The following is a 16,418-nucleotide window of genomic DNA, read 5'->3' on the forward strand; positions in this document are numbered from 1 at the left end:
GTGAACGGTCGTTTGCTTTCGCCGGGCGGCGGAGTTTGCGGATGAAGCCTAGGCGTTGATCTTAGCGCATCGGGATTTTTGAACTCGCGCACGCGCCGCCCGAGACCGATTCGTCCTTTGCTGTAACGCGGCCTTCTCACGTCGCGCGCGATTTGCCTCTAACATGCTAGCGGACCGGGTGGCTTCGGCATACGCCTAGCTTCCCGCGCGAACGCTCCGTTGGCCGTCACAACAACTTTTGAGGAGACACGCATGACCACGATCAAGAATCTCACGGTACGAGACATTCGCTTTCCCACCTCGCGCTCGCTCGACGGCTCCGACGCGATGAACGCCGCGCCCGACTATTCGGCCGCCTATGTGATCCTCGAAACCGATACGCCGGACTTAGCCGGTCATGGCCTCACCTTCACCATCGGACGCGGCACGGAAATCGTCGTCGCGGCGGTGCATGCGCTGGCGCCGCTCGTCGTCGGCAAGCGGCTCGAAGACATCGCCGCGGACATGGGCGGCTTCTGGCGAACCTTCACGGGCGATAGCCAACTTCGCTGGATCGGTCCGGACAAGGGCGCTATTCATCTCGCGACCGCGGCGGTGGTCAATGCCGTCTGGGACTTGTGGGCCAAGTCGGAAAAGAAGCCGGTGTGGAAGCTGCTCGCGGACATGAGCCCGGAAGAACTCGTGCGATGCCTCGACTTCCGCTATGTCACCGACGCGATCACGCCTTCCGAAGCGCTCGCCTTGCTCAAGCGCAATCAAGAAACGCGAGGCCAACGCGAACAGGAAATGCTCGCGCAGGGATTTCCGGCGTACACCACGTCCGCAGGATGGCTCGGTTACGACGACGACAAGATTCGCCGTTTGGCACGCGAAGGCGTTGCCGAAGGTTGGACTCACTTCAAGCAGAAAGTGGGTGGCAGTATCGACGAAGACATTCGACGCGCGCGCATTCTCCGTGAGGAGATTGGTCCGCACCGCAAACTGATGATGGATGCCAATCAGGTCTGGGAAGTGGATGAAGCCATTGCGAACATGCGCCGGCTCGCGGAGTTCGACCCGTGGTGGATCGAAGAACCGACCAGCCCCGACGACGTGCTCGGTCACGCCGCCATTCGTCGCCGTGTCGCGCCGATTGGCGTTGCAACCGGCGAACATTGTCAGAACCGCGTGATCTTCAAGCAGTTGTTGCAAGCGCAGGCTATCGACTTCTGCCAGATCGACAGTTGCCGGCTAGGCGGCCTGAACGAAGTGCTCGTGGTGCTGCTGATGGCCGCGAAGGCCGGGGTGCCGGTTTGTCCGCATGCAGGTGGTGTCGGCCTCTGCGAATACGTGCAGCATATTTCGATCTTCGATTACATCTGCGTGTCGGCTTCGCTTTCTAACCGGGTGCTCGAATATGTCGATCATTTGCATGAGCATTTTCTTGATCCTGTCGTAATCAAAAACGGCCGATATATGCCGCCTCAAAAGCCGGGGTACAGCATTGAAATGCACGCGGCTACGCTTGAACGATTTGAATTCGGCAAGGGTGAGGCGTGGCGCGAGTAGTACCGCGCAGGTGGTAACCGTGAAGTTGAATCATTACAGCAAGGGCGCGCTTACAGCGCAGCCCTTGCTGCGTCACAATCAGAAGCAGTAAGCGTTAACGCTTATGCCGTGATCGTGATGTTGACCGTCGAGGTCGAACTGGACGACGTCGAACCCTTAGCGTCGCCGCCGGCGATGTTGGAGTACACGAGTGCTGCGCGATCGATCTTTTGCATGATGATTCCTTGATACAGGATGAATAAAACTGAATTACGAGATGAATGAAGCCGACTTGATCAATGTGCAGATTGTCCCGCTATTGCAACAATTTGCGGCATTGGTCTCGCCAGGCTCAGTACTTATTGGCCGGCGCTAATGTTGATAGTCACCGAGGTGCTCGACGACGAATCAGCCCCACCCTTGGCGGCACCGCCAGCGATGTTGGCCTGAACGAGCATGGCGCGATCGATCTTTTGCATTTGTATACCTCTTCAAAACACAAGATTAAAATTAATCACCCACTCGAAAATTACGGAGCACCAAAGTGATCCGATATCTTCTGAAATAGATGAACCCCTACTTGCCCCCACATTCAACTTGAGTTGTGAACTCAGTTCGAATGTTGGTGAACAAGGTAAGGAAATTTTATAGAGTAAAACAGCAAAAATACACGCCGAATAATCCTAACAATTCGAGTTTTTTTATTTTAATTGCCTTCAAGAATGTTTAACTGCCTATTTGCATAAAGCGTTCTATTCAACTGCTAACAGGCAATTAGAAAATCATCGAAGCGACTTCCAAGTGCCAATGAAAACTCTCTTTCCTTCAAATGCGCCTTCTTGGCAAACCGTCGTGGCGCGCACCGCTCAAGCACTGTCATGCGGCGCGTTGCGTTCCTTCGATACCGTGCAGCACGTCATTGAAGACGGCGGCGTGCGCTTTCTCGTCCGGCAAGTCGCGAATCTCGCCCGCAAGGAAGAACAGTCGAAGCTCGCCGCAAAATCCATCGCCGATGCCGCAGGCCCGTGGCGCGATCCCTTTTCGCCGTGCGAGGAAGCGCTCTTCGTCGGCGATATAGGCGAGCGGCACTTTCTCTTGCTCAATAAATTCAACGTGCTCGCGCATCATCTGCTCGTCGTGACGAGCGCGTTCGAACCTCAGGAAGCGCTGCTTTGCGCCGACGACTTCGCCGCGCTCTTTGCATGCCTTGCGCAGTTCGATGGCCTGGGTTTCTATAACGGCGGCTCGGTCGCGGGATCGAGTCAGCCGCATAAGCATCTGCAGATGGTGCCGCTTCCGCTCGATGGTCACGCGTTGCCAATCGAAGCACTCATCGAAGCGGCGCGCGGCGAAGGCGTCTTTCGTGCGCCGGGTCTTGGTTTTATGCATGCCGCCGCGTGGCTCGACCTCGGTGTTCAAACCGGGCCGGCACGCATCCACGAAATCTATCTCGAACTACTCGATGCCATCGGCGTGAAAGCGCTCGATGTCGCCGGCAGCACGCATCAATCGGCGCCTTACAACCTGCTCGTCACGCGGCGCTGGATGCTCGTCGTGCCGCGCGGCGTGTCGCACGTCGAAGGCGTCGCGGTGAACGCGCTCGGCTTCGCGGGCTCGCTATTCGTGCGCGACGACGCACAGCGCCTGATCGTCGAATCGCTCGGCCCGATGGCCTTGCTTGCACGAGCCACGCGCGCGCCCTGAGCAACGCCATCTTGAAAAGCGCGGGCTTGCCCCGCATGTCCGCTTCCAGACGTTCATCTGGAGTCCAGCAATGGGAAGCCGACCTCAATTCATCGACGATCTTGCGCGCGGTGCGCAGGACGCCACACCTTCGCCGAACGCCCTGACGCTCGACGATACCGCTCTGCTCGATGCCTATTCGCGCACCGTGATCGGCGCGCTCGAACGCGTGCAGCAGGCGGTGGTTTTCATTTCGGTCGAGCGCGATATCGACCATAACGGCGCGCGGCGCGTGGCCGGCGGTACCGGTTCGGGCTTCATCTTCACGCCGGATGGCTATTTGCTGACCAATAGCCACGTCGTGCATGGCGCGACGCGGATCACCGTCACGCTCGCCGATGGCGGCCGCTTTCACGCCGATCTCGTCGGCGATGATCCGGGCAGCGATCTCGCGGTGCTGCGTATCGGTTCGCCGGAGCCGCTGCCGCATGTCGAGCTCGGCGATTCGGGCAGCTTGCGCGTCGGGCAGATCGCCATCGCGGTCGGCAATCCGCTCGGGCTTGCGCAGACCGTCACCACGGGCGTGGTATCCGCGCTCGGGCGTTCGTTGCGCTCCACTTCAGGCCGCATGATCTACGACGTCATTCAGACGGACGCGGCGCTCAACCCCGGCAATTCGGGCGGACCACTCATCAATTCGGCGGGACAGGTGATCGGCGTCAACACGGCGATCATTTCCGGCGCGCAGGCCATTTCCTTTGCCACCGCAATCGATACGGCCAAGTGGGCGATCATGCAGATCTTCGCGCATGGCCGCGTGCGGCGCGCTTATATCGGCGTGGCGGGGACGACGACGCCCATCTCGCGGCGCGTGCAACGCTTCTTCGCGCTGACGGTGACGAGCGGCGTGCATGTGATGGAGATCGTCAAGGGCAGCCCGGCTGCGCTCGGCGGTTTGCAGGTGGGCGACCGGATCGTCGCGGTGGACGATGTCGGCGTCGATAGCGTCGATGGACTTCAACGCACGCTCGATGCGTCGCGTATCGACAAAGCGGTCAAGGTATCGGTACTGCGCAACACGCAGAAACTCGAACTCGATGTTACGCCCGTCGAGCAACACGGCTAAACGAAGGTCCGCGGGCGGCGAACCGGCGCCGCCCGCCATGTTGCAGCTTACGGCAAGGCAACCCTCTCTCTTCCCTTCAGCGCGCTTTCTCTGTGCGCAAACCCACCCAGCGTAACTGCTCGGGCCCACCGTTTGCGCTAGACACAACGACCATCGATGACTATGTGCGCCAACAGGCGGTGGTCCAGGCGGCGCTGCGGCTAAATACGCGTAGCGACCAAAGAGCAGGCGCACCCACGGTTAAACCGTCGGACGACCTGCCCCTGTCGGGGGAAGGTCCAGGTTCAAGAAACCAGGAAAGAGGATTGCCATGACCACGAACAATAAGACGTATTGCGCGCCGCGCCGCCAGGCATTTCGATGCACCGGCCAGCAACTCGATGCCATCGTGCGCTTTGCCGAAGAACGCAAGCTCGACAACCTGCCGTTGCAGTTCGTCGTCGCCGAATATTCGCGCTGCCTCGCAAAAGCCGCTTGAGGCGCTTCACTCGCCGTTGGATATCACGCGTTCTTTCAGCACCCAGATGGCGGTCGGCACCGCGTAATAGGCGCTCACATTGCCGGTAACGAGCTTGCCGGTTAGACGGATGCGTGCATTCTCCGTCGGTATGGCGTCGATGACCTGCACCGTCGATACATTCGACTGTTGTGGCGCGGCTTGTCCCGAAGCCTGGCCCAGCACGCATATGGGGCGCGCGAGCGTAAGCACCCATGCCGGCTTGGCGTCGGCTTCGGCTTGTCGTGGCGCCTGGCGTGCGGCCGTGCCTTCGAGCGTCACGACGTCGCCATCGCTATAACAAGACGCCGCGCAAACCGGACCAGCAGCAATCGCGCACAGCAGAAGCATGCATACGCGGGCATTCGCCATCATCAAACCTCGTCAAGGGCGCGTCGCGTGACGCATGAGTACCGCTCTCAAAGCCCACACACTTTATGCGATGACGCTTAGGGTCGCAACCCGGACGGTCCCGAGTATGCCCGCCCGTGAGGCTTTCGATTTGTCATGCGGGAATGCCCATTGCTGACTTCATATGAAGAATGAGTCTCGTGCACGCCGGCAAATCGAATTCGAATCAAATGCGGCATTGCATGTCCAACAATCAGTTGCTTGAGGCTTGCTCAACCGCATGCCTTTGGAGGAAGCGACGATGAATCAAGTCATAGTTGGTGTGTTCGCTTGTTATCGTGATGGGCACGAAGCACTGCGCGCCTTGCAACTTGCGGGACTGAGCCGCGACGATACGCACTTATATCGTTCAGGCCACGACGACGTTGAAATCGGTGCCTTCCCGCTTCCTGCCCACAGTGAAGACGACGCGGAATACGTCGCGCACGGTGAACATCAGGGTGTAGTCGGCGCGCACAACCGCTTCGTGCCGAACGAGCCTGCGGCGAGAAAGATCGATGATGTGCCGCGATTGCCCGAAATGCGCGAGCGCACGCTACTTGTGATCCGCATCTCGGATGACATCAAACCTGCTTCGGTCAGCGAAGTTCTGCACGAACATGGGGCCGTCGCGGTGAAAGACCCGGCGGGCCATTGGCGCTTTTCGCCCTATCGAAACGCGGCGCGCGTCTGAACCAAATCAATGTATTCGCCGATGGAGTTTCGAGGAATCCGGCGCGACCGCATTGCGCTCTTTGTCTTCGGCCTCCTTGGCCTCTTTATCGGCTTCTTCCCGACCTTGAGCTTCGTGCGCGGCCGCCGCGCGTAACGCCCTGCAGTGCGCGGCATGCCGGAGCGTCGCCAGCAAGCGCACCATTTGCCTTGGTCCGGTTCTCATGCCCACCTCCCAGAGAGTTGAGAATCTACTTTAACTCTAGGCGGTAAATGCCCGCGTGCAAAGGTGCGAATTGAAATTAAGACGGGTTCGGGTTGGCAACTTCAAACGGCTCGGGCTTTCAGGCGCGCCGGACTCTCGGAGGCCCGGTCGCAGTTGCAAGCTCCTTCAATCTGCACGTTCATTTCAGAACGCGTTTGCCGCCATCACCGTGCGTGGCAAGCAATGCGCTTCGATCGATGCATACCCCGTGTCCGCCTTGCCGCTCTTCGCAGGCAACGAATAATCGACGCTGCATTGTTCGCCCGCGTGATCGCCCCACTTCACTACGAGCGTGCCTTTCTCGTCAATACCGCGCGCGAAAATGCGGCTGTCCTGCGCGACGACGCCCGCGACGCGGCCTTCGCCATCCACGACTTCCGCGCCGAATGGCAACGCATCGCCGTTCAGACGCGGCGCGCGAATCAGCGCTGCGCGTCCCGTCACCGTCTTGTATTTCAACATGACGATGGAACCGAGATGCGGCGCCGACTTCTCGGATGTCGATGCAAACTCGACATCGGTCGACGTGCCCTTCGGATCGATATCGACGCTGTTCATGTCGTACGGCGTGAGATACGGCACGACCGCGTAGCCATGCGAATCGACCTTCACGCCACTCGCGCTCGACACGCTCGCGCCTTCCGCGCCCTTTGCCTCGACGATTCCGAACGTGTCGCCGACCGTCTGCGAAAACGTCACGCCGCCGGGGTGCGCGACGATCGAACCGCTCACGCCCGCCGACACCTGCGAAGAATTGGCTCCCGCACTCGCGGATGCCGTGACCTGTCCATGCGCGCCGTGATACGCGCCGCTCGCGCCAGCGTTCATGTTCGCCGATGAACTCGCGCTCTGACCGCCTGAGCCGTAGACGTTGTATGAATACTGATTCTCGGCGCCCGCGTTGCCGCTTAGACTCGTCTGCACGCTAGCCGAGCCGTTGCTCGCGCTCAGATTCGTCGTCAGTTGTGGCGAGTGTTGCGAATGACCGAGCGGGATCGTCGTGCTGACCATGATCTGGTTCGAAGGCGTGCCGTCCGCGTCGGTCGAGCGGCCCGCCGTAATGCTGTAAGTGCCGTACTTGAAACTGTTCGAGTAACCCGCCTGATAGAACACATCGCGCCCCGGCCGATTCCAGTAGCTTTGCGCCGATGTCGTCAGAAACACCGAACCGTGATCCTTCAACGGCTGATTGATGCTCACCTGCAGGCGGCCGCGGTTACGATCGGTGGGCGTGCCGCCGAACATGGCTTCGTCGCGGACGCGGGCGGCATCGCTCAGATTGAGATAGCCCGCGTCCGAGTAGCGATACGCGCCAAAGGTGACGTTGGTGCCGGTCGGATCGATAAACTTGTTGTAGCCCACGTGCAGACTGCGCCCTTTCTGCATGGAAGCGCCCGGGACTTGCGTGCGCGCGGAAGTAATGTCGGTCGCGAAAGCGCCGAACTTCGTGTTGAGCGCGGCGCCGAAATTAGCCGCGACATAGCCTTCCGATGCAATCGCGCCGCCGTACAGCGTGACCTGATTGGTCAGCCCGCGTTGCAACGTGAATTGCGCAAAGCCCGGTTTCGTGTGCAACGACTCATCGCGCAACTGACCGGCTGTGACGGCGAAGCGCGTCGTGCCCGCGCGCAGCGACTGTGCCACCGATGCGTACGGCACTTCGAAATGTTTCGCGCGGCCATCGGCTTCGGTAACGGTGACGTCCAGATTGCCGCCGTAACCGGTGGCGTACAGATCGCGAATCTCGAACGGTCCCGGCGACACGCTCGTCTCATAGATCACCTGGCCGTTCTGACGCACCGTCACGCGCGCATTCGATTCCGCCGTGCCGCGCACCACAGGCGCATAGCCGCGCAGCGATTCAGGCAACATGCGGTCGTCGGTGGCGATCTGCGCGCCGCGAAACGCAATGCTGTCGAACACCTCGCCGGTGGTCTGCGCGTCGCCGAGCGTCGCTTGCGCCTTGAACTTCGGCACGTCGTGCTGGACATAGGTCGCGATGTCGTCGAACTGGGTCGCCTGGCCTGTGCCGGACGTGATCGACGATTGATGCCGAAAGTGCCATCCGCCGATGTTCACGCCCGCGTTGAGGCCGAGGTATTCCTGCGTGGCGTGCATGCCGCCGCTGTCGCTGCGGTACGCATTGGCGTTGTAGCTGAGAAAGCCGGCGTTCACGCCGTTGTCCCACAATTCGGGCGACACATAGCCGCGAGCCGCATTGCGCAGATACTTTTGCGGGATCGACAACGTTAGCGTCTGCTCGGCGAAGTCGAAGCTGACGGAGGCATCGGGTACGAGCGAGGTCAGCTCGACGCATGCATTCGCATCGGCCGATGCAGTGTCGGCGGCATGATCGGCTGCGAGCTTCGTGAAGTCCAGACCATAGACTTCGAGCATCTTGCGCGTGAGGCACGGCGTCGCGTTTTCCCCAACATGCGAGGCATTGAAGCGCACGTCCTCGCGCGCGACACGGTTGCCGTTGACCACGATGTCGACTGCATACGCGCCCGGCGATACCACGTTACCGCGCGAGAAACGCGCGACGTCGACGCCGCTTGTCGAATCCATTTGCAGGAAGGTCGTATCGAATTCGGCTGCCTTCTTCGGTTCGTTCGCGAGCGCGCTTACCGGATGCATCCAGGCAGCCATGCCAAAGGCGCATAACACGATCGCCGCAACCGGTCGCAGCACGAACGAAGATGCTGTAAAGCCGTTGGAAATCCGCTGCTGACATGATTGCGACGATTGCATGGAGATAGCCTGGTGCATGAGGCGCGAGACATTTGCCGATCCACCGATGCTACGAATTAACGAGATGAAAGTAGCTAGGACGAGTTCTATTTTTGAGACGCGAAACACCATGTAAACAAAAGAAAAGCGCGCATCGAACAAGATGCGCGCTGTAAATTTCGAGACGTTGCGATAGGTCGCTGGAGGTCTGCCCGAATGGGCTTCCGATCAAGGCGCGAGTTCGGCATCGCCTTCGATGGCGCCGCCGTAATCGCTGATGGCGATGTAATGGATCTTGCCGCCATGCACGTCGCTCATCTTCGGCACGGGGATGACTGCATCGCCACGCGGCGGAACCATGCCGCCGGTTTCATTCTTGAAGGTGCGTCCGTTCGACGTCACGCCGATCTCGCTGAACGAAACGTGATATGCGCTCGGATTCGTAATGGAGAGCGCGTCGCCACCGCCTTGCCGCGCGGGCACTACTTTCCACTTGAGCATGCGCGGTGAATCCTCGGGCTTGCCGGACAGCTTCGCCGGGCGCACGAACATCTTGATGCGCGTGCGATACGCCAGTTGCAGCGTGTTGACATCGGCTTTCACCTCCGCCTTGGGCGGCACGTCGAGCACGTTGAGCCAGAACACCGACTCGCGATCCTGCGGCAACGCTTCGCCGCCATACATGACGCGCAATGTCTGCGACTTGCCCGCATCCATCCGAAAGATGGGTGGCGTGATCACGAAGGGCGTCTTGCTGTCGGCGGGCTTGGTGTCGGCGTTGCCGCTATCCATCCAGACCTGCACGAGCGCCGGGTGCGAGCTGTCGTTGTTCAGCTTCACGGTGACTTCACGCTGATCCAGCGGATACACCACGCGCGTCGCGCCGATTGTCACACTGGCGTGCGCGGAGCCCGCGACCATCGCGGCAAGGAGACCTGCCATGGCGAGCGATCGTTTCATCGATTTCATTGCGGCCATCACTCGACGGTTGATGTCATTCACTGCAACCGGACGCTTGCCGAATCAAAACGTGTCGCGCGCCCGGACCCTGCATCGATGGCTTTACTGATACTGAATGGAGTACTGGACCATCGTGTTGACCGCGCCCGGCTGAGCCTGACCCGTCGCATAGTACTGCGCGAAGTAGTTGAGGTTGCCCGCGCCGGCCGAGATCGATGCGCCGTTGACCGCGACATCGTTATTGGCGTTGGTGAGGATATTGATCGGCTGCATTTGCGAGTTCAAAAGACGCACTTGCACGTTGGTCGCCGGCTGCGTCAGCGCCTGATTGATCAGATTGCCGCTGCTTTGGTCAACGGTGGAACCGTTCTCGAAGTGCGCCACTGCCTTGGTAGCCGAGCCCGTGCAGCCGGTCAATTGCAACTGGATGTCGCCGAGCTTGGAAACGCCCGCCGTGGCGCCAGCCGACGCAAGCGCGCTTGCGGAAACGGTCGGCAACGTAGCCGTCACGTTTGCCGACGAACCGGCAGCCGTGCCATTGATCGAGCAGGTCGTATCCGACACCGCGCCGTTGATGGTGATCGTGCCGTCGGCGGCGTTGGCGTTCATCGACGCAAGGGCGACCATCATCGAGAAGAGTGCGGCGCTGAGGGAAATAGCTTTCTGCATGAAGGAACTCCGGGAAACGAATAATGAATGTCTGACGCTTGACGCGGCCATCGACAAGTTGCTGCTTGCGTCGTTCAAGGTGCGTGGCGTTGAGAGAATAATAAGCAGGCAGAGCTAGGATTGATCTAATCTGATTCTCAAAAACGCCATCCATTTTTTTCGGAGCTAACTCAATAAAGCTTCACCCTCAGAATAAGAGACGCGGCGACCGGACAATTCGAGATTGCCGAAATTCAGCGGTTCGCTTTCTTGAACTTTGCTGGATGAGTTTATAGACGGACCAGATTCGATTTCGAGACATATCGGCGAGACTTTTGAGAAACGACGGCCACGCGCACCGAGCGCCTTCGCGTCGCGAAAAAGTGCGCGCGTGCTTTGTTCGAACCGTCTAGTTCAATTGTCGACGCGCCGTGACCTGAGCACAACACGACGGAAAAGAAGATTACTGTCGGCTTGCCACGAGCGGTCGACGTCCGCAAAATGGAAGCAACGGCTTAAAACGCCGTCATCCATAAGAGACCGCCCGACGGAGCGCAGCCTTTTTCGAGGTGCGCCGCGATCAGGCGAACAACGGACACCCATGGCAACCATTGAGGGCAAAGCGCGTTTCCGCATTGATACCGATAACACGGTAGCCGGCATCGCGATCATGGTCTTGACGACCGCTACCTTCGCCGCGAGCGATTCCACCGTCAAGGTCATCGGCACGGCGGTTCCCATACTGGCGCTTCTTTGGGTGCGCTATCTATTCCAGATGATCGTGCTCGGCGTGTGGCAAGCGCGGCTCGGCACGCTCAAGCTCTTTCGCACCGACAGCCTGAAGCTGCAGATCGTTCGCGCTTTACTGCTGCTCACCAACTCGGCGTGTACTTTCGCTGGCTTGCGGCATCTGCCGCTTCCCGTGACGACATCCCTTGCGATGCTCGCGCCGCTCATCTCCACCCTGCTCGCCGCACTCGTGCTCAAGGACCATGTCCCGCGCAGCAAATGGGCAATGGTCGTGCTCGGGTTCATCGGCATGTTGCTGGTGGTGCGGCCGGGTGGCAGCCAATTCACGTGGACCGTTGTCTTTCCGATCGGTGCGGCCACGACGTTTGCGTGCTTTCAGGTAGTATCGAGCCATCTGTCGCGCGTCGATGACGCCGTCACCACCAACTTTCTGACGGCGCTCGTCGCAACCATCGTGCTGTGCACGTTGATGTGGATGGATCAGTCGCAAATGCTGCCGGAACTAGCGCTCGTGGAATGGAAAAGCTGGCTGCTCGTCGCGCTCATGGCAACGATGGCGACCATCGGCCAGCTTTTGATGTTGCAGGCGCTCAGGCGCGCGGCACTGTCGGTGCTGACGCCCTTCTCCTATTCCCAACTTGCTTTCGCGGCCTTTTTCAGCTGGGTGTTATTCGGTCAGGTGCCTGACCGATGGATGGCTATCGGCATGTGCGTGATCGCCGCGAGCGGTATTGGAACCGTGCTCATGCATGGGCGCAAACCGGCAGTGTTGCCGGATTCGACGCCCTAAACGCTTAGCCCGCGACTTGCGCTTGCTGTATTTGCTGCGCCTGGCCTGTGCAAAGCCAGTGCACGTCGATGTCCAGTTGCCTGGCAATACGGTTGAACGCATGCAGCGGCGGCACCGTGATGCCGCGCCGCCAGAAATGCACGTCGTGCTCGGTTACGTCGAGCCAGTCCGCGGCCTTGGCGGAACTGACGTTGGCTTTCTGCATCGCCCGATCGAGCCGCGCGGCAATGGCGCGGCGCAGCGCGTTATCTTCGTGACTACGTTCAAGGTGTCCGATGGTTTGGGAATGTCGCCCCATTTTCTGTCCGTTCTCTCGATTTATAACTAATGCCGTTCAGCGCCGGCTCTTTAGCGCAAGTTCGCATGCTAGATAATCACGGTGACGCGACGGTGACACGAAAAAAGTCCATTCGATGTTCACGCGCGGACGCCGTTTGTTGCAGTGCGAGATTTTTTCAAGATAGCCTCAGAGCGTCAAGTAGGGGAAACAACGTTATGCGCGGGTTGTTACTCGTGGTTTACCTTGAGCAGGCATACGGGAGATATCTTAAGCACGCCCGTTCGTTCTTGTTTTCCCGCGATTAAGTGGTCCGTTCGTATTATCCGCCTAGTTCAAAATCGGCGAGATAATCAGACGCGATTGAAACTTGACTTTCTTCGGATACGAATTCAAATCGCCATCGGTTAATAAAAAAGGCAATTGACACGCCTCGCGCTATCCCTACAATAGAGCGTTCGCTGCACCGCACAAATCGATCGTCTTTCAAAACGCAATGTCCAATGGAGTCCAGCATGAGCAGTCTTGCGCCTGAAAACCTCATCGCGTCACAGAAAGCAGGATTCGACGCCAGCTTCGGTCTCGCTACACGAGCCGTGGAAGGTTTCGAGAAACTAATCGACCTGAACACGCGCACGTTCAAGACGGCGCTGGATGAACATCAGAACTTCGTTGCTCGTGTGTTTTCCGTACGCGATCCGAAAGAGTTCTTTGCTTTGCAAAGCCAGCAATCGCAGGCCAGCGCTCAACGCGTCGCGGCTTACTGGCAGAGCTTCCACGAAATCGCGGCAGGCGTGCGCGGCGTTTATGTGGAAGCGGCGCAGGACCAGTTGGAGAAGTCGCAGCGCAACGCGCAGGCGCTTGTCAGCACGCTTGCGAGCAACGCGCCAGCCGGCAGCGAAGCGGTGGTGAATGCGTGGAAGTCGGCTATCGACGCCGCAACGGAATCTGCAAATTCGGCTTACGAAGCGGCGAGAAAGTCCGCGCGTCAGGTGGTGGAAGCGGCAGAAACCGATGCGAGCGTGGCGACGCAGGGCGCAGTGCGGGTTGTATCGTCGAAGGGAACGAGCGTCAAAAAGACTTGAGCGTTTCCAAGCAACGAGAAAGGGCGGACCACTCCGCCCTTTTTTCATTTATTTCCAGCCTTCCAGCCGCAATTCATGCGATCGGCCAATCCACACCGCGGAATCGCGATGATCGCGCAATTCGTCCTCGGTATTCGGATGCATGAAAACATCGAGCGCGCCGTGATTCAAGGTGAGCCATTCGAAAATCGGCACGAGATCTTCGCGACCAAAGCCGAGTTGAAACGACCACATCGGGTGCGGTCCGACCGGACGTTCATGAAAGCGTCCCAACATAAGCTTGCCGGTTTTAAGGTCCGCCGCAAAGTGCGTCGAGATGACTTCCCGGATTGCCCAGGCCGCGTCGCGGCTCGCGGCATCGAAATAAATATGCGCGTGCCAGCCTTTGATTGCGGATGTGTCGATTGCATGCATTGTTTCGGTTGCGCGCGGCAATATTGAGATGTCGTTCATTCTAGCGAAATGCCAATCGCCACGACATTTCATGCCTTAAAGGCAGCAACGCATGTGTTGCCGCGAACGACGGCGATGCTAGACTACTGTACATGCATACAGCCTCCGACTCGGCCGCCAATCCGGCGTGCGGCGATCCTGCTTACACCGTCGCTGTGCGCGCGCTTTGCGAATTCACGGCGAAACAGGGCGATCTCGATTTGCGCTTCACGCCAGCGCCAAGCGCGCAGGAAGGCATCGCGGGACATGTGACGGTTGCAAGCCGGCGGCCAGCTGGTTATCTCAAGGAAATTTCGCTCGCCGAAGATTTCGGTCCGTTGCGCGTGCGCGGCCGCGCGGATGGTTTCGATCCGGTGCGCAATCGGCTGGAAGAGGTCAAAACGTATCGCGGCAAGCTGGAATCGATGCCGCAGAATCATCGACATCTGCATTGGGCGCAGGCGCGCGTGTATGCGCATCTCATGTGCAAGAAGCTCGGTCTCGATGAGATCGAAGTCGCGCTCGTTTATTTCGATATCGTCGAACAGACTGAAAGCGTGCTCGTGGAGACGCAAACCGCGCTGGCGCTAAAGGCGCATTTCGAGGATCAATGCACGCGGTTCATCGCGTGGGCCGAACAGGAGATGCGGCACCGTGCGGCGCGCGAGGCGTCGCTTACCGCGCTGGTGTTTCCGCACACGGAGTTTCGGCCTGGGCAGCGGGCCCTTGCCGAGGCGGTCTATCGCGCGGCCGCATCGAGCCGATGTTTGCTCGCGCAGGCGCCGACGGGTATTGGCAAGACGGTCGGCACGTTGTTTCCGCTGCTCAAGGCTTGGCCGAAGCAGCAGTTGGACAAGATCTACTTTCTCACGGCGAAAAGCGCGGGGCGGCAGCTTGCGCTCGATGCGCTCGGAACGATTGTCGGGGCGGCGGAAAAAACAGCGGCGCCAGCGGACGCGGCAACGGCAAAAGCCAAAGCAATCGCCGCGCCCTTTCCCTTACGTGTAATCGAACTCGTCGCCCGCGACAAAGCCTGCGAATATCCCGACCGCGCGTGTCACGGCGATTCGTGCCCGCTCGCGCGCGGCTTCTACGACCGCCTTCCCGCCGCGCGCGCCGATGCCCTCGCGCGTGCACGCCTGGACCGCGCGTCGACAGCCGAAGTCGCGCGACACCACGAAGTCTGTCCGTACTATCTGAGCCAGGAGCTCTCGCGCTGGGCCGATGTCATCGTCGGCGACTACAACTATTACTTCGACACCAGCGCAATGCTTTTCGCCCTAGCTGAAACGAACCGCTGGCGCGTGTCGGTACTCGTCGATGAAGCGCACAACCTGATCGATCGGGCGCGCGGCATGTATTCCGCATCGCTCGATCGCGCCTCGTTCGATGCAATGCGCCGCGCCGCGCCGCCGCTTCTGAAAAAAACGCTTGCGCGCGTCGCCCGAACCTTCGGCGACACGAGCCGCGAACAGGAAACCGCGGGCATCGACTACGCGCCGCTCGCCGAACCGCCCGCCCAGTTGCTGACCGCGCTCGGCCAGGCGGTTTCGCTGATGACGGAAATGCTCGGCGAGCAAGCCGACCTCTTCTCGCCCGACACCATGCGCTTTTATTTCGATGCCGTGCACTTCACGCGCATCGCGGAGCGCTTTGGTTCGCATTCGATCTTCGATATATCGCTTGCTGGCCACGCGTCGGCGAAGAAGCGCAATGTCGTGCTGTACCTGCGCAACGTGATTCCCGCGCCGCATCTCGCCGGGCGTTTCGCGAGCGCCCACAGCGTCGCGTTGTTTTCCGCGACGCTCACGCCCACGCACTTCTACGCCGACACGCTCGGCTTGCCGGAAACGAGCGCGTTCATCGACGTGGAGTCGCCGTTCTCAGCGGATCAACTCGATGTACGCGCCATCGCCGATGTCTCGACGCGCTATCGCGACCGCCTGCAATCCGTTGCGCGCATCGCCGACATGATCGCGGCGCAGTACGGTCGCGCGGAAGGCAACTATCTGAGCTTTTTCAGCAGCTTCGAATATCTGGCGCAAGTCGCGACGGAATTCGCGGTACGTCATCCCGGAATTCCGAGTTGGCAGCAGTCACGCGCGATGAGCGAAGCCGCGCAGCACGACTTTCTCGCGCGCTTCGTTCCGGATGGACGCGGCGTCGGTTTTGCGGTGCTGGGCGGCGCGTTTGGCGAGGCGATCGATCTGCCGGGCACGCGGCTCATTGGCGCATTCGTCGCGACGCTCGGCCTGCCGCAACTCAATCCTGTCAATGAGCAGATGAAAGTGCGGATGCAGGACGCTTTCGGCGCCGGCTATGACTACGCTTATCTTTTTCCGGGCTTGCAAAAGGTCGTGCAGGCGGCCGGACGCGTAATTCGCGGGCCGCAAGACCGTGGCGTGCTCTACCTTATCGACGACCGCTTTGCGCGCTCGGAAGTGCGGCGTCTGTTGCCGGCGTGGTGGCGGATCAATGTCATGCGCGAGCGGGACCTGTCGGCGCTTTCGTCGTCGGCATGATGCGGCGTTGAAGCGGACGTTCATTCAAGTCGCTCCGCGCTCCGGTTTTGTTCGCGCAACACGCG

Annotated in this window: 14 protein-coding genes; 8 read left to right on the forward strand and 6 right to left on the reverse strand. The window is 59.8% G+C overall.

The window, feature by feature from the left end:
- Positions 1-252 precede the first annotated feature (252 nt).
- The 4 genes from ACYQ47_RS04245 (at position 253) to ACYQ47_RS04260 (ending at position 4,814) form a co-directional block, all read left to right on the forward strand.
- Positions 253-1,548 carry an L-fuconate dehydratase gene (locus ACYQ47_RS04245; RefSeq protein ID WP_250467303.1) on the forward strand — a complete coding sequence of 432 codons (1,296 nt, stop codon included), beginning with the start codon at positions 253-255 and terminating at the stop codon, positions 1,546-1,548.
- Between the two features lie 786 nt (positions 1,549-2,334).
- Positions 2,335-3,231, forward strand: coding sequence for an ATP adenylyltransferase family protein (locus ACYQ47_RS04250; RefSeq protein ID WP_459904576.1), 897 nt, complete (start codon positions 2,335-2,337; stop codon positions 3,229-3,231).
- A gap of 70 nt (positions 3,232-3,301) precedes the next feature.
- Positions 3,302-4,336, forward strand: coding sequence for a S1C family serine protease (locus ACYQ47_RS04255; protein WP_244829442.1), 1,035 nt, complete (start codon positions 3,302-3,304; stop codon positions 4,334-4,336).
- Between the two features lie 310 nt (positions 4,337-4,646).
- Positions 4,647-4,814 carry a hypothetical protein gene (locus tag ACYQ47_RS04260; RefSeq protein ID WP_244829441.1) on the forward strand — a complete coding sequence of 56 codons (168 nt, stop codon included), beginning with the start codon at positions 4,647-4,649 and terminating at the stop codon, positions 4,812-4,814.
- A 6-nt stretch (positions 4,815-4,820) separates the two neighbouring features.
- On the opposite strand, the gene ACYQ47_RS04265 is transcribed toward ACYQ47_RS04260, so the two are convergent.
- Entirely contained in the window at positions 4,821-5,207 is a 387-nt protein-coding gene (locus tag ACYQ47_RS04265; RefSeq protein ID WP_250493524.1) for a hypothetical protein, read from the reverse strand.
- Between the two features lie 244 nt (positions 5,208-5,451).
- Between ACYQ47_RS04265 and ACYQ47_RS04270 the strand changes: the two genes are divergently transcribed.
- Positions 5,452-5,916, forward strand: a complete 465-nt coding sequence (locus ACYQ47_RS04270; protein WP_250510157.1) for a hypothetical protein — start codon at positions 5,452-5,454, stop codon at positions 5,914-5,916.
- A gap of 387 nt (positions 5,917-6,303) precedes the next feature.
- Here ACYQ47_RS04270 and ACYQ47_RS04275 read toward each other — a convergent pair whose 3' ends face one another.
- From ACYQ47_RS04275 to ACYQ47_RS04285, 3 genes are all read right to left on the reverse strand, one after another.
- Positions 6,304-8,808: a fimbria/pilus outer membrane usher protein gene (locus ACYQ47_RS04275; protein ID WP_459904577.1), complete on the reverse strand. Its 2,505-nt coding sequence runs from the start codon at positions 8,806-8,808 to the stop codon at positions 6,304-6,306.
- A gap of 309 nt (positions 8,809-9,117) precedes the next feature.
- Positions 9,118-9,831: a fimbrial biogenesis chaperone gene (locus ACYQ47_RS04280; RefSeq protein WP_250467309.1), complete on the reverse strand. Its 714-nt coding sequence runs from the start codon at positions 9,829-9,831 to the stop codon at positions 9,118-9,120.
- A gap of 120 nt (positions 9,832-9,951) precedes the next feature.
- Positions 9,952-10,518, reverse strand: a complete 567-nt coding sequence (locus tag ACYQ47_RS04285; RefSeq protein WP_250493527.1) for a fimbrial protein — start codon at positions 10,516-10,518, stop codon at positions 9,952-9,954.
- Between the two features lie 580 nt (positions 10,519-11,098).
- On the opposite strand from ACYQ47_RS04285, the gene ACYQ47_RS04290 reads away from it, so the two are divergent.
- A complete protein-coding gene (locus ACYQ47_RS04290) occupies positions 11,099-12,037 on the forward strand; it encodes a DMT family transporter (RefSeq protein ID WP_244829434.1) in 939 nt (312 codons plus the stop codon).
- Between the two features lie 4 nt (positions 12,038-12,041).
- Here ACYQ47_RS04290 and ACYQ47_RS04295 read toward each other — a convergent pair whose 3' ends face one another.
- Positions 12,042-12,335: a helix-turn-helix domain-containing protein gene (locus ACYQ47_RS04295; protein ID WP_250493529.1), complete on the reverse strand. Its 294-nt coding sequence runs from the start codon at positions 12,333-12,335 to the stop codon at positions 12,042-12,044.
- A 494-nt stretch (positions 12,336-12,829) separates the two neighbouring features.
- Between ACYQ47_RS04295 and phaP the strand changes: the two genes are divergently transcribed.
- Positions 12,830-13,399, forward strand: a complete 570-nt coding sequence (gene phaP, locus ACYQ47_RS04300) for a TIGR01841 family phasin (protein ID WP_459904578.1) — start codon at positions 12,830-12,832, stop codon at positions 13,397-13,399.
- Between the two features lie 48 nt (positions 13,400-13,447).
- On the opposite strand, the gene ACYQ47_RS04305 is transcribed toward phaP, so the two are convergent.
- Positions 13,448-13,813, reverse strand: coding sequence for a DOPA 4,5-dioxygenase family protein (locus tag ACYQ47_RS04305; protein ID WP_459904580.1), 366 nt, complete (start codon positions 13,811-13,813; stop codon positions 13,448-13,450).
- A gap of 131 nt (positions 13,814-13,944) precedes the next feature.
- Here ACYQ47_RS04305 and ACYQ47_RS04310 point away from each other — a divergent pair, with 131 nt between their 5' ends.
- The gene (locus tag ACYQ47_RS04310) at positions 13,945-16,353 is read left to right on the forward strand and encodes an ATP-dependent DNA helicase (protein ID WP_459904582.1); all 2,409 of its coding nucleotides are present in this window, start codon (positions 13,945-13,947) and stop codon (positions 16,351-16,353) included.
- The last annotated feature ends 65 nt before the right edge of the window (positions 16,354-16,418 follow it).

This window comes from Caballeronia sp. HLA56, assembly GCF_054655155.1.

What these genes read in the sequence shown, in the direction of transcription:
- ACYQ47_RS04245 (WP_250467303.1), top strand. Translation starts at nt 253, where the DNA reads ATGACCACGATCAAGAATCTCACGGTACGAGACATTCGCTTTCCCACC.
- ACYQ47_RS04250 (WP_459904576.1), top strand. Translation starts at nt 2,335, where the DNA reads ATGAAAACTCTCTTTCCTTCAAATGCGCCTTCTTGGCAAACCGTCGTG.
- ACYQ47_RS04255 (WP_244829442.1), top strand. Translation starts at nt 3,302, where the DNA reads ATGGGAAGCCGACCTCAATTCATCGACGATCTTGCGCGCGGTGCGCAG.
- ACYQ47_RS04260 (WP_244829441.1), top strand. Translation starts at nt 4,647, where the DNA reads ATGACCACGAACAATAAGACGTATTGCGCGCCGCGCCGCCAGGCATTT.
- ACYQ47_RS04265 (WP_250493524.1), bottom strand. Translation starts at nt 5,207, where the DNA reads ATGATGGCGAATGCCCGCGTATGCATGCTTCTGCTGTGCGCGATTGCT.
- ACYQ47_RS04275 (WP_459904577.1), bottom strand. Translation starts at nt 8,808, where the DNA reads ATGGCTGCCTGGATGCATCCGGTAAGCGCGCTCGCGAACGAACCGAAG.
- ACYQ47_RS04280 (WP_250467309.1), bottom strand. Translation starts at nt 9,831, where the DNA reads ATGGCAGGTCTCCTTGCCGCGATGGTCGCGGGCTCCGCGCACGCCAGT.
- ACYQ47_RS04285 (WP_250493527.1), bottom strand. Translation starts at nt 10,518, where the DNA reads ATGCAGAAAGCTATTTCCCTCAGCGCCGCACTCTTCTCGATGATGGTC.
- ACYQ47_RS04290 (WP_244829434.1), top strand. Translation starts at nt 11,099, where the DNA reads ATGGCAACCATTGAGGGCAAAGCGCGTTTCCGCATTGATACCGATAAC.
- ACYQ47_RS04295 (WP_250493529.1), bottom strand. Translation starts at nt 12,335, where the DNA reads ATGGGGCGACATTCCCAAACCATCGGACACCTTGAACGTAGTCACGAA.
- phaP (WP_459904578.1), top strand. Translation starts at nt 12,830, where the DNA reads ATGAGCAGTCTTGCGCCTGAAAACCTCATCGCGTCACAGAAAGCAGGA.
- ACYQ47_RS04305 (WP_459904580.1), bottom strand. Translation starts at nt 13,813, where the DNA reads ATGCATGCAATCGACACATCCGCAATCAAAGGCTGGCACGCGCATATT.
- ACYQ47_RS04310 (WP_459904582.1), top strand. Translation starts at nt 13,945, where the DNA reads ATGCATACAGCCTCCGACTCGGCCGCCAATCCGGCGTGCGGCGATCCT.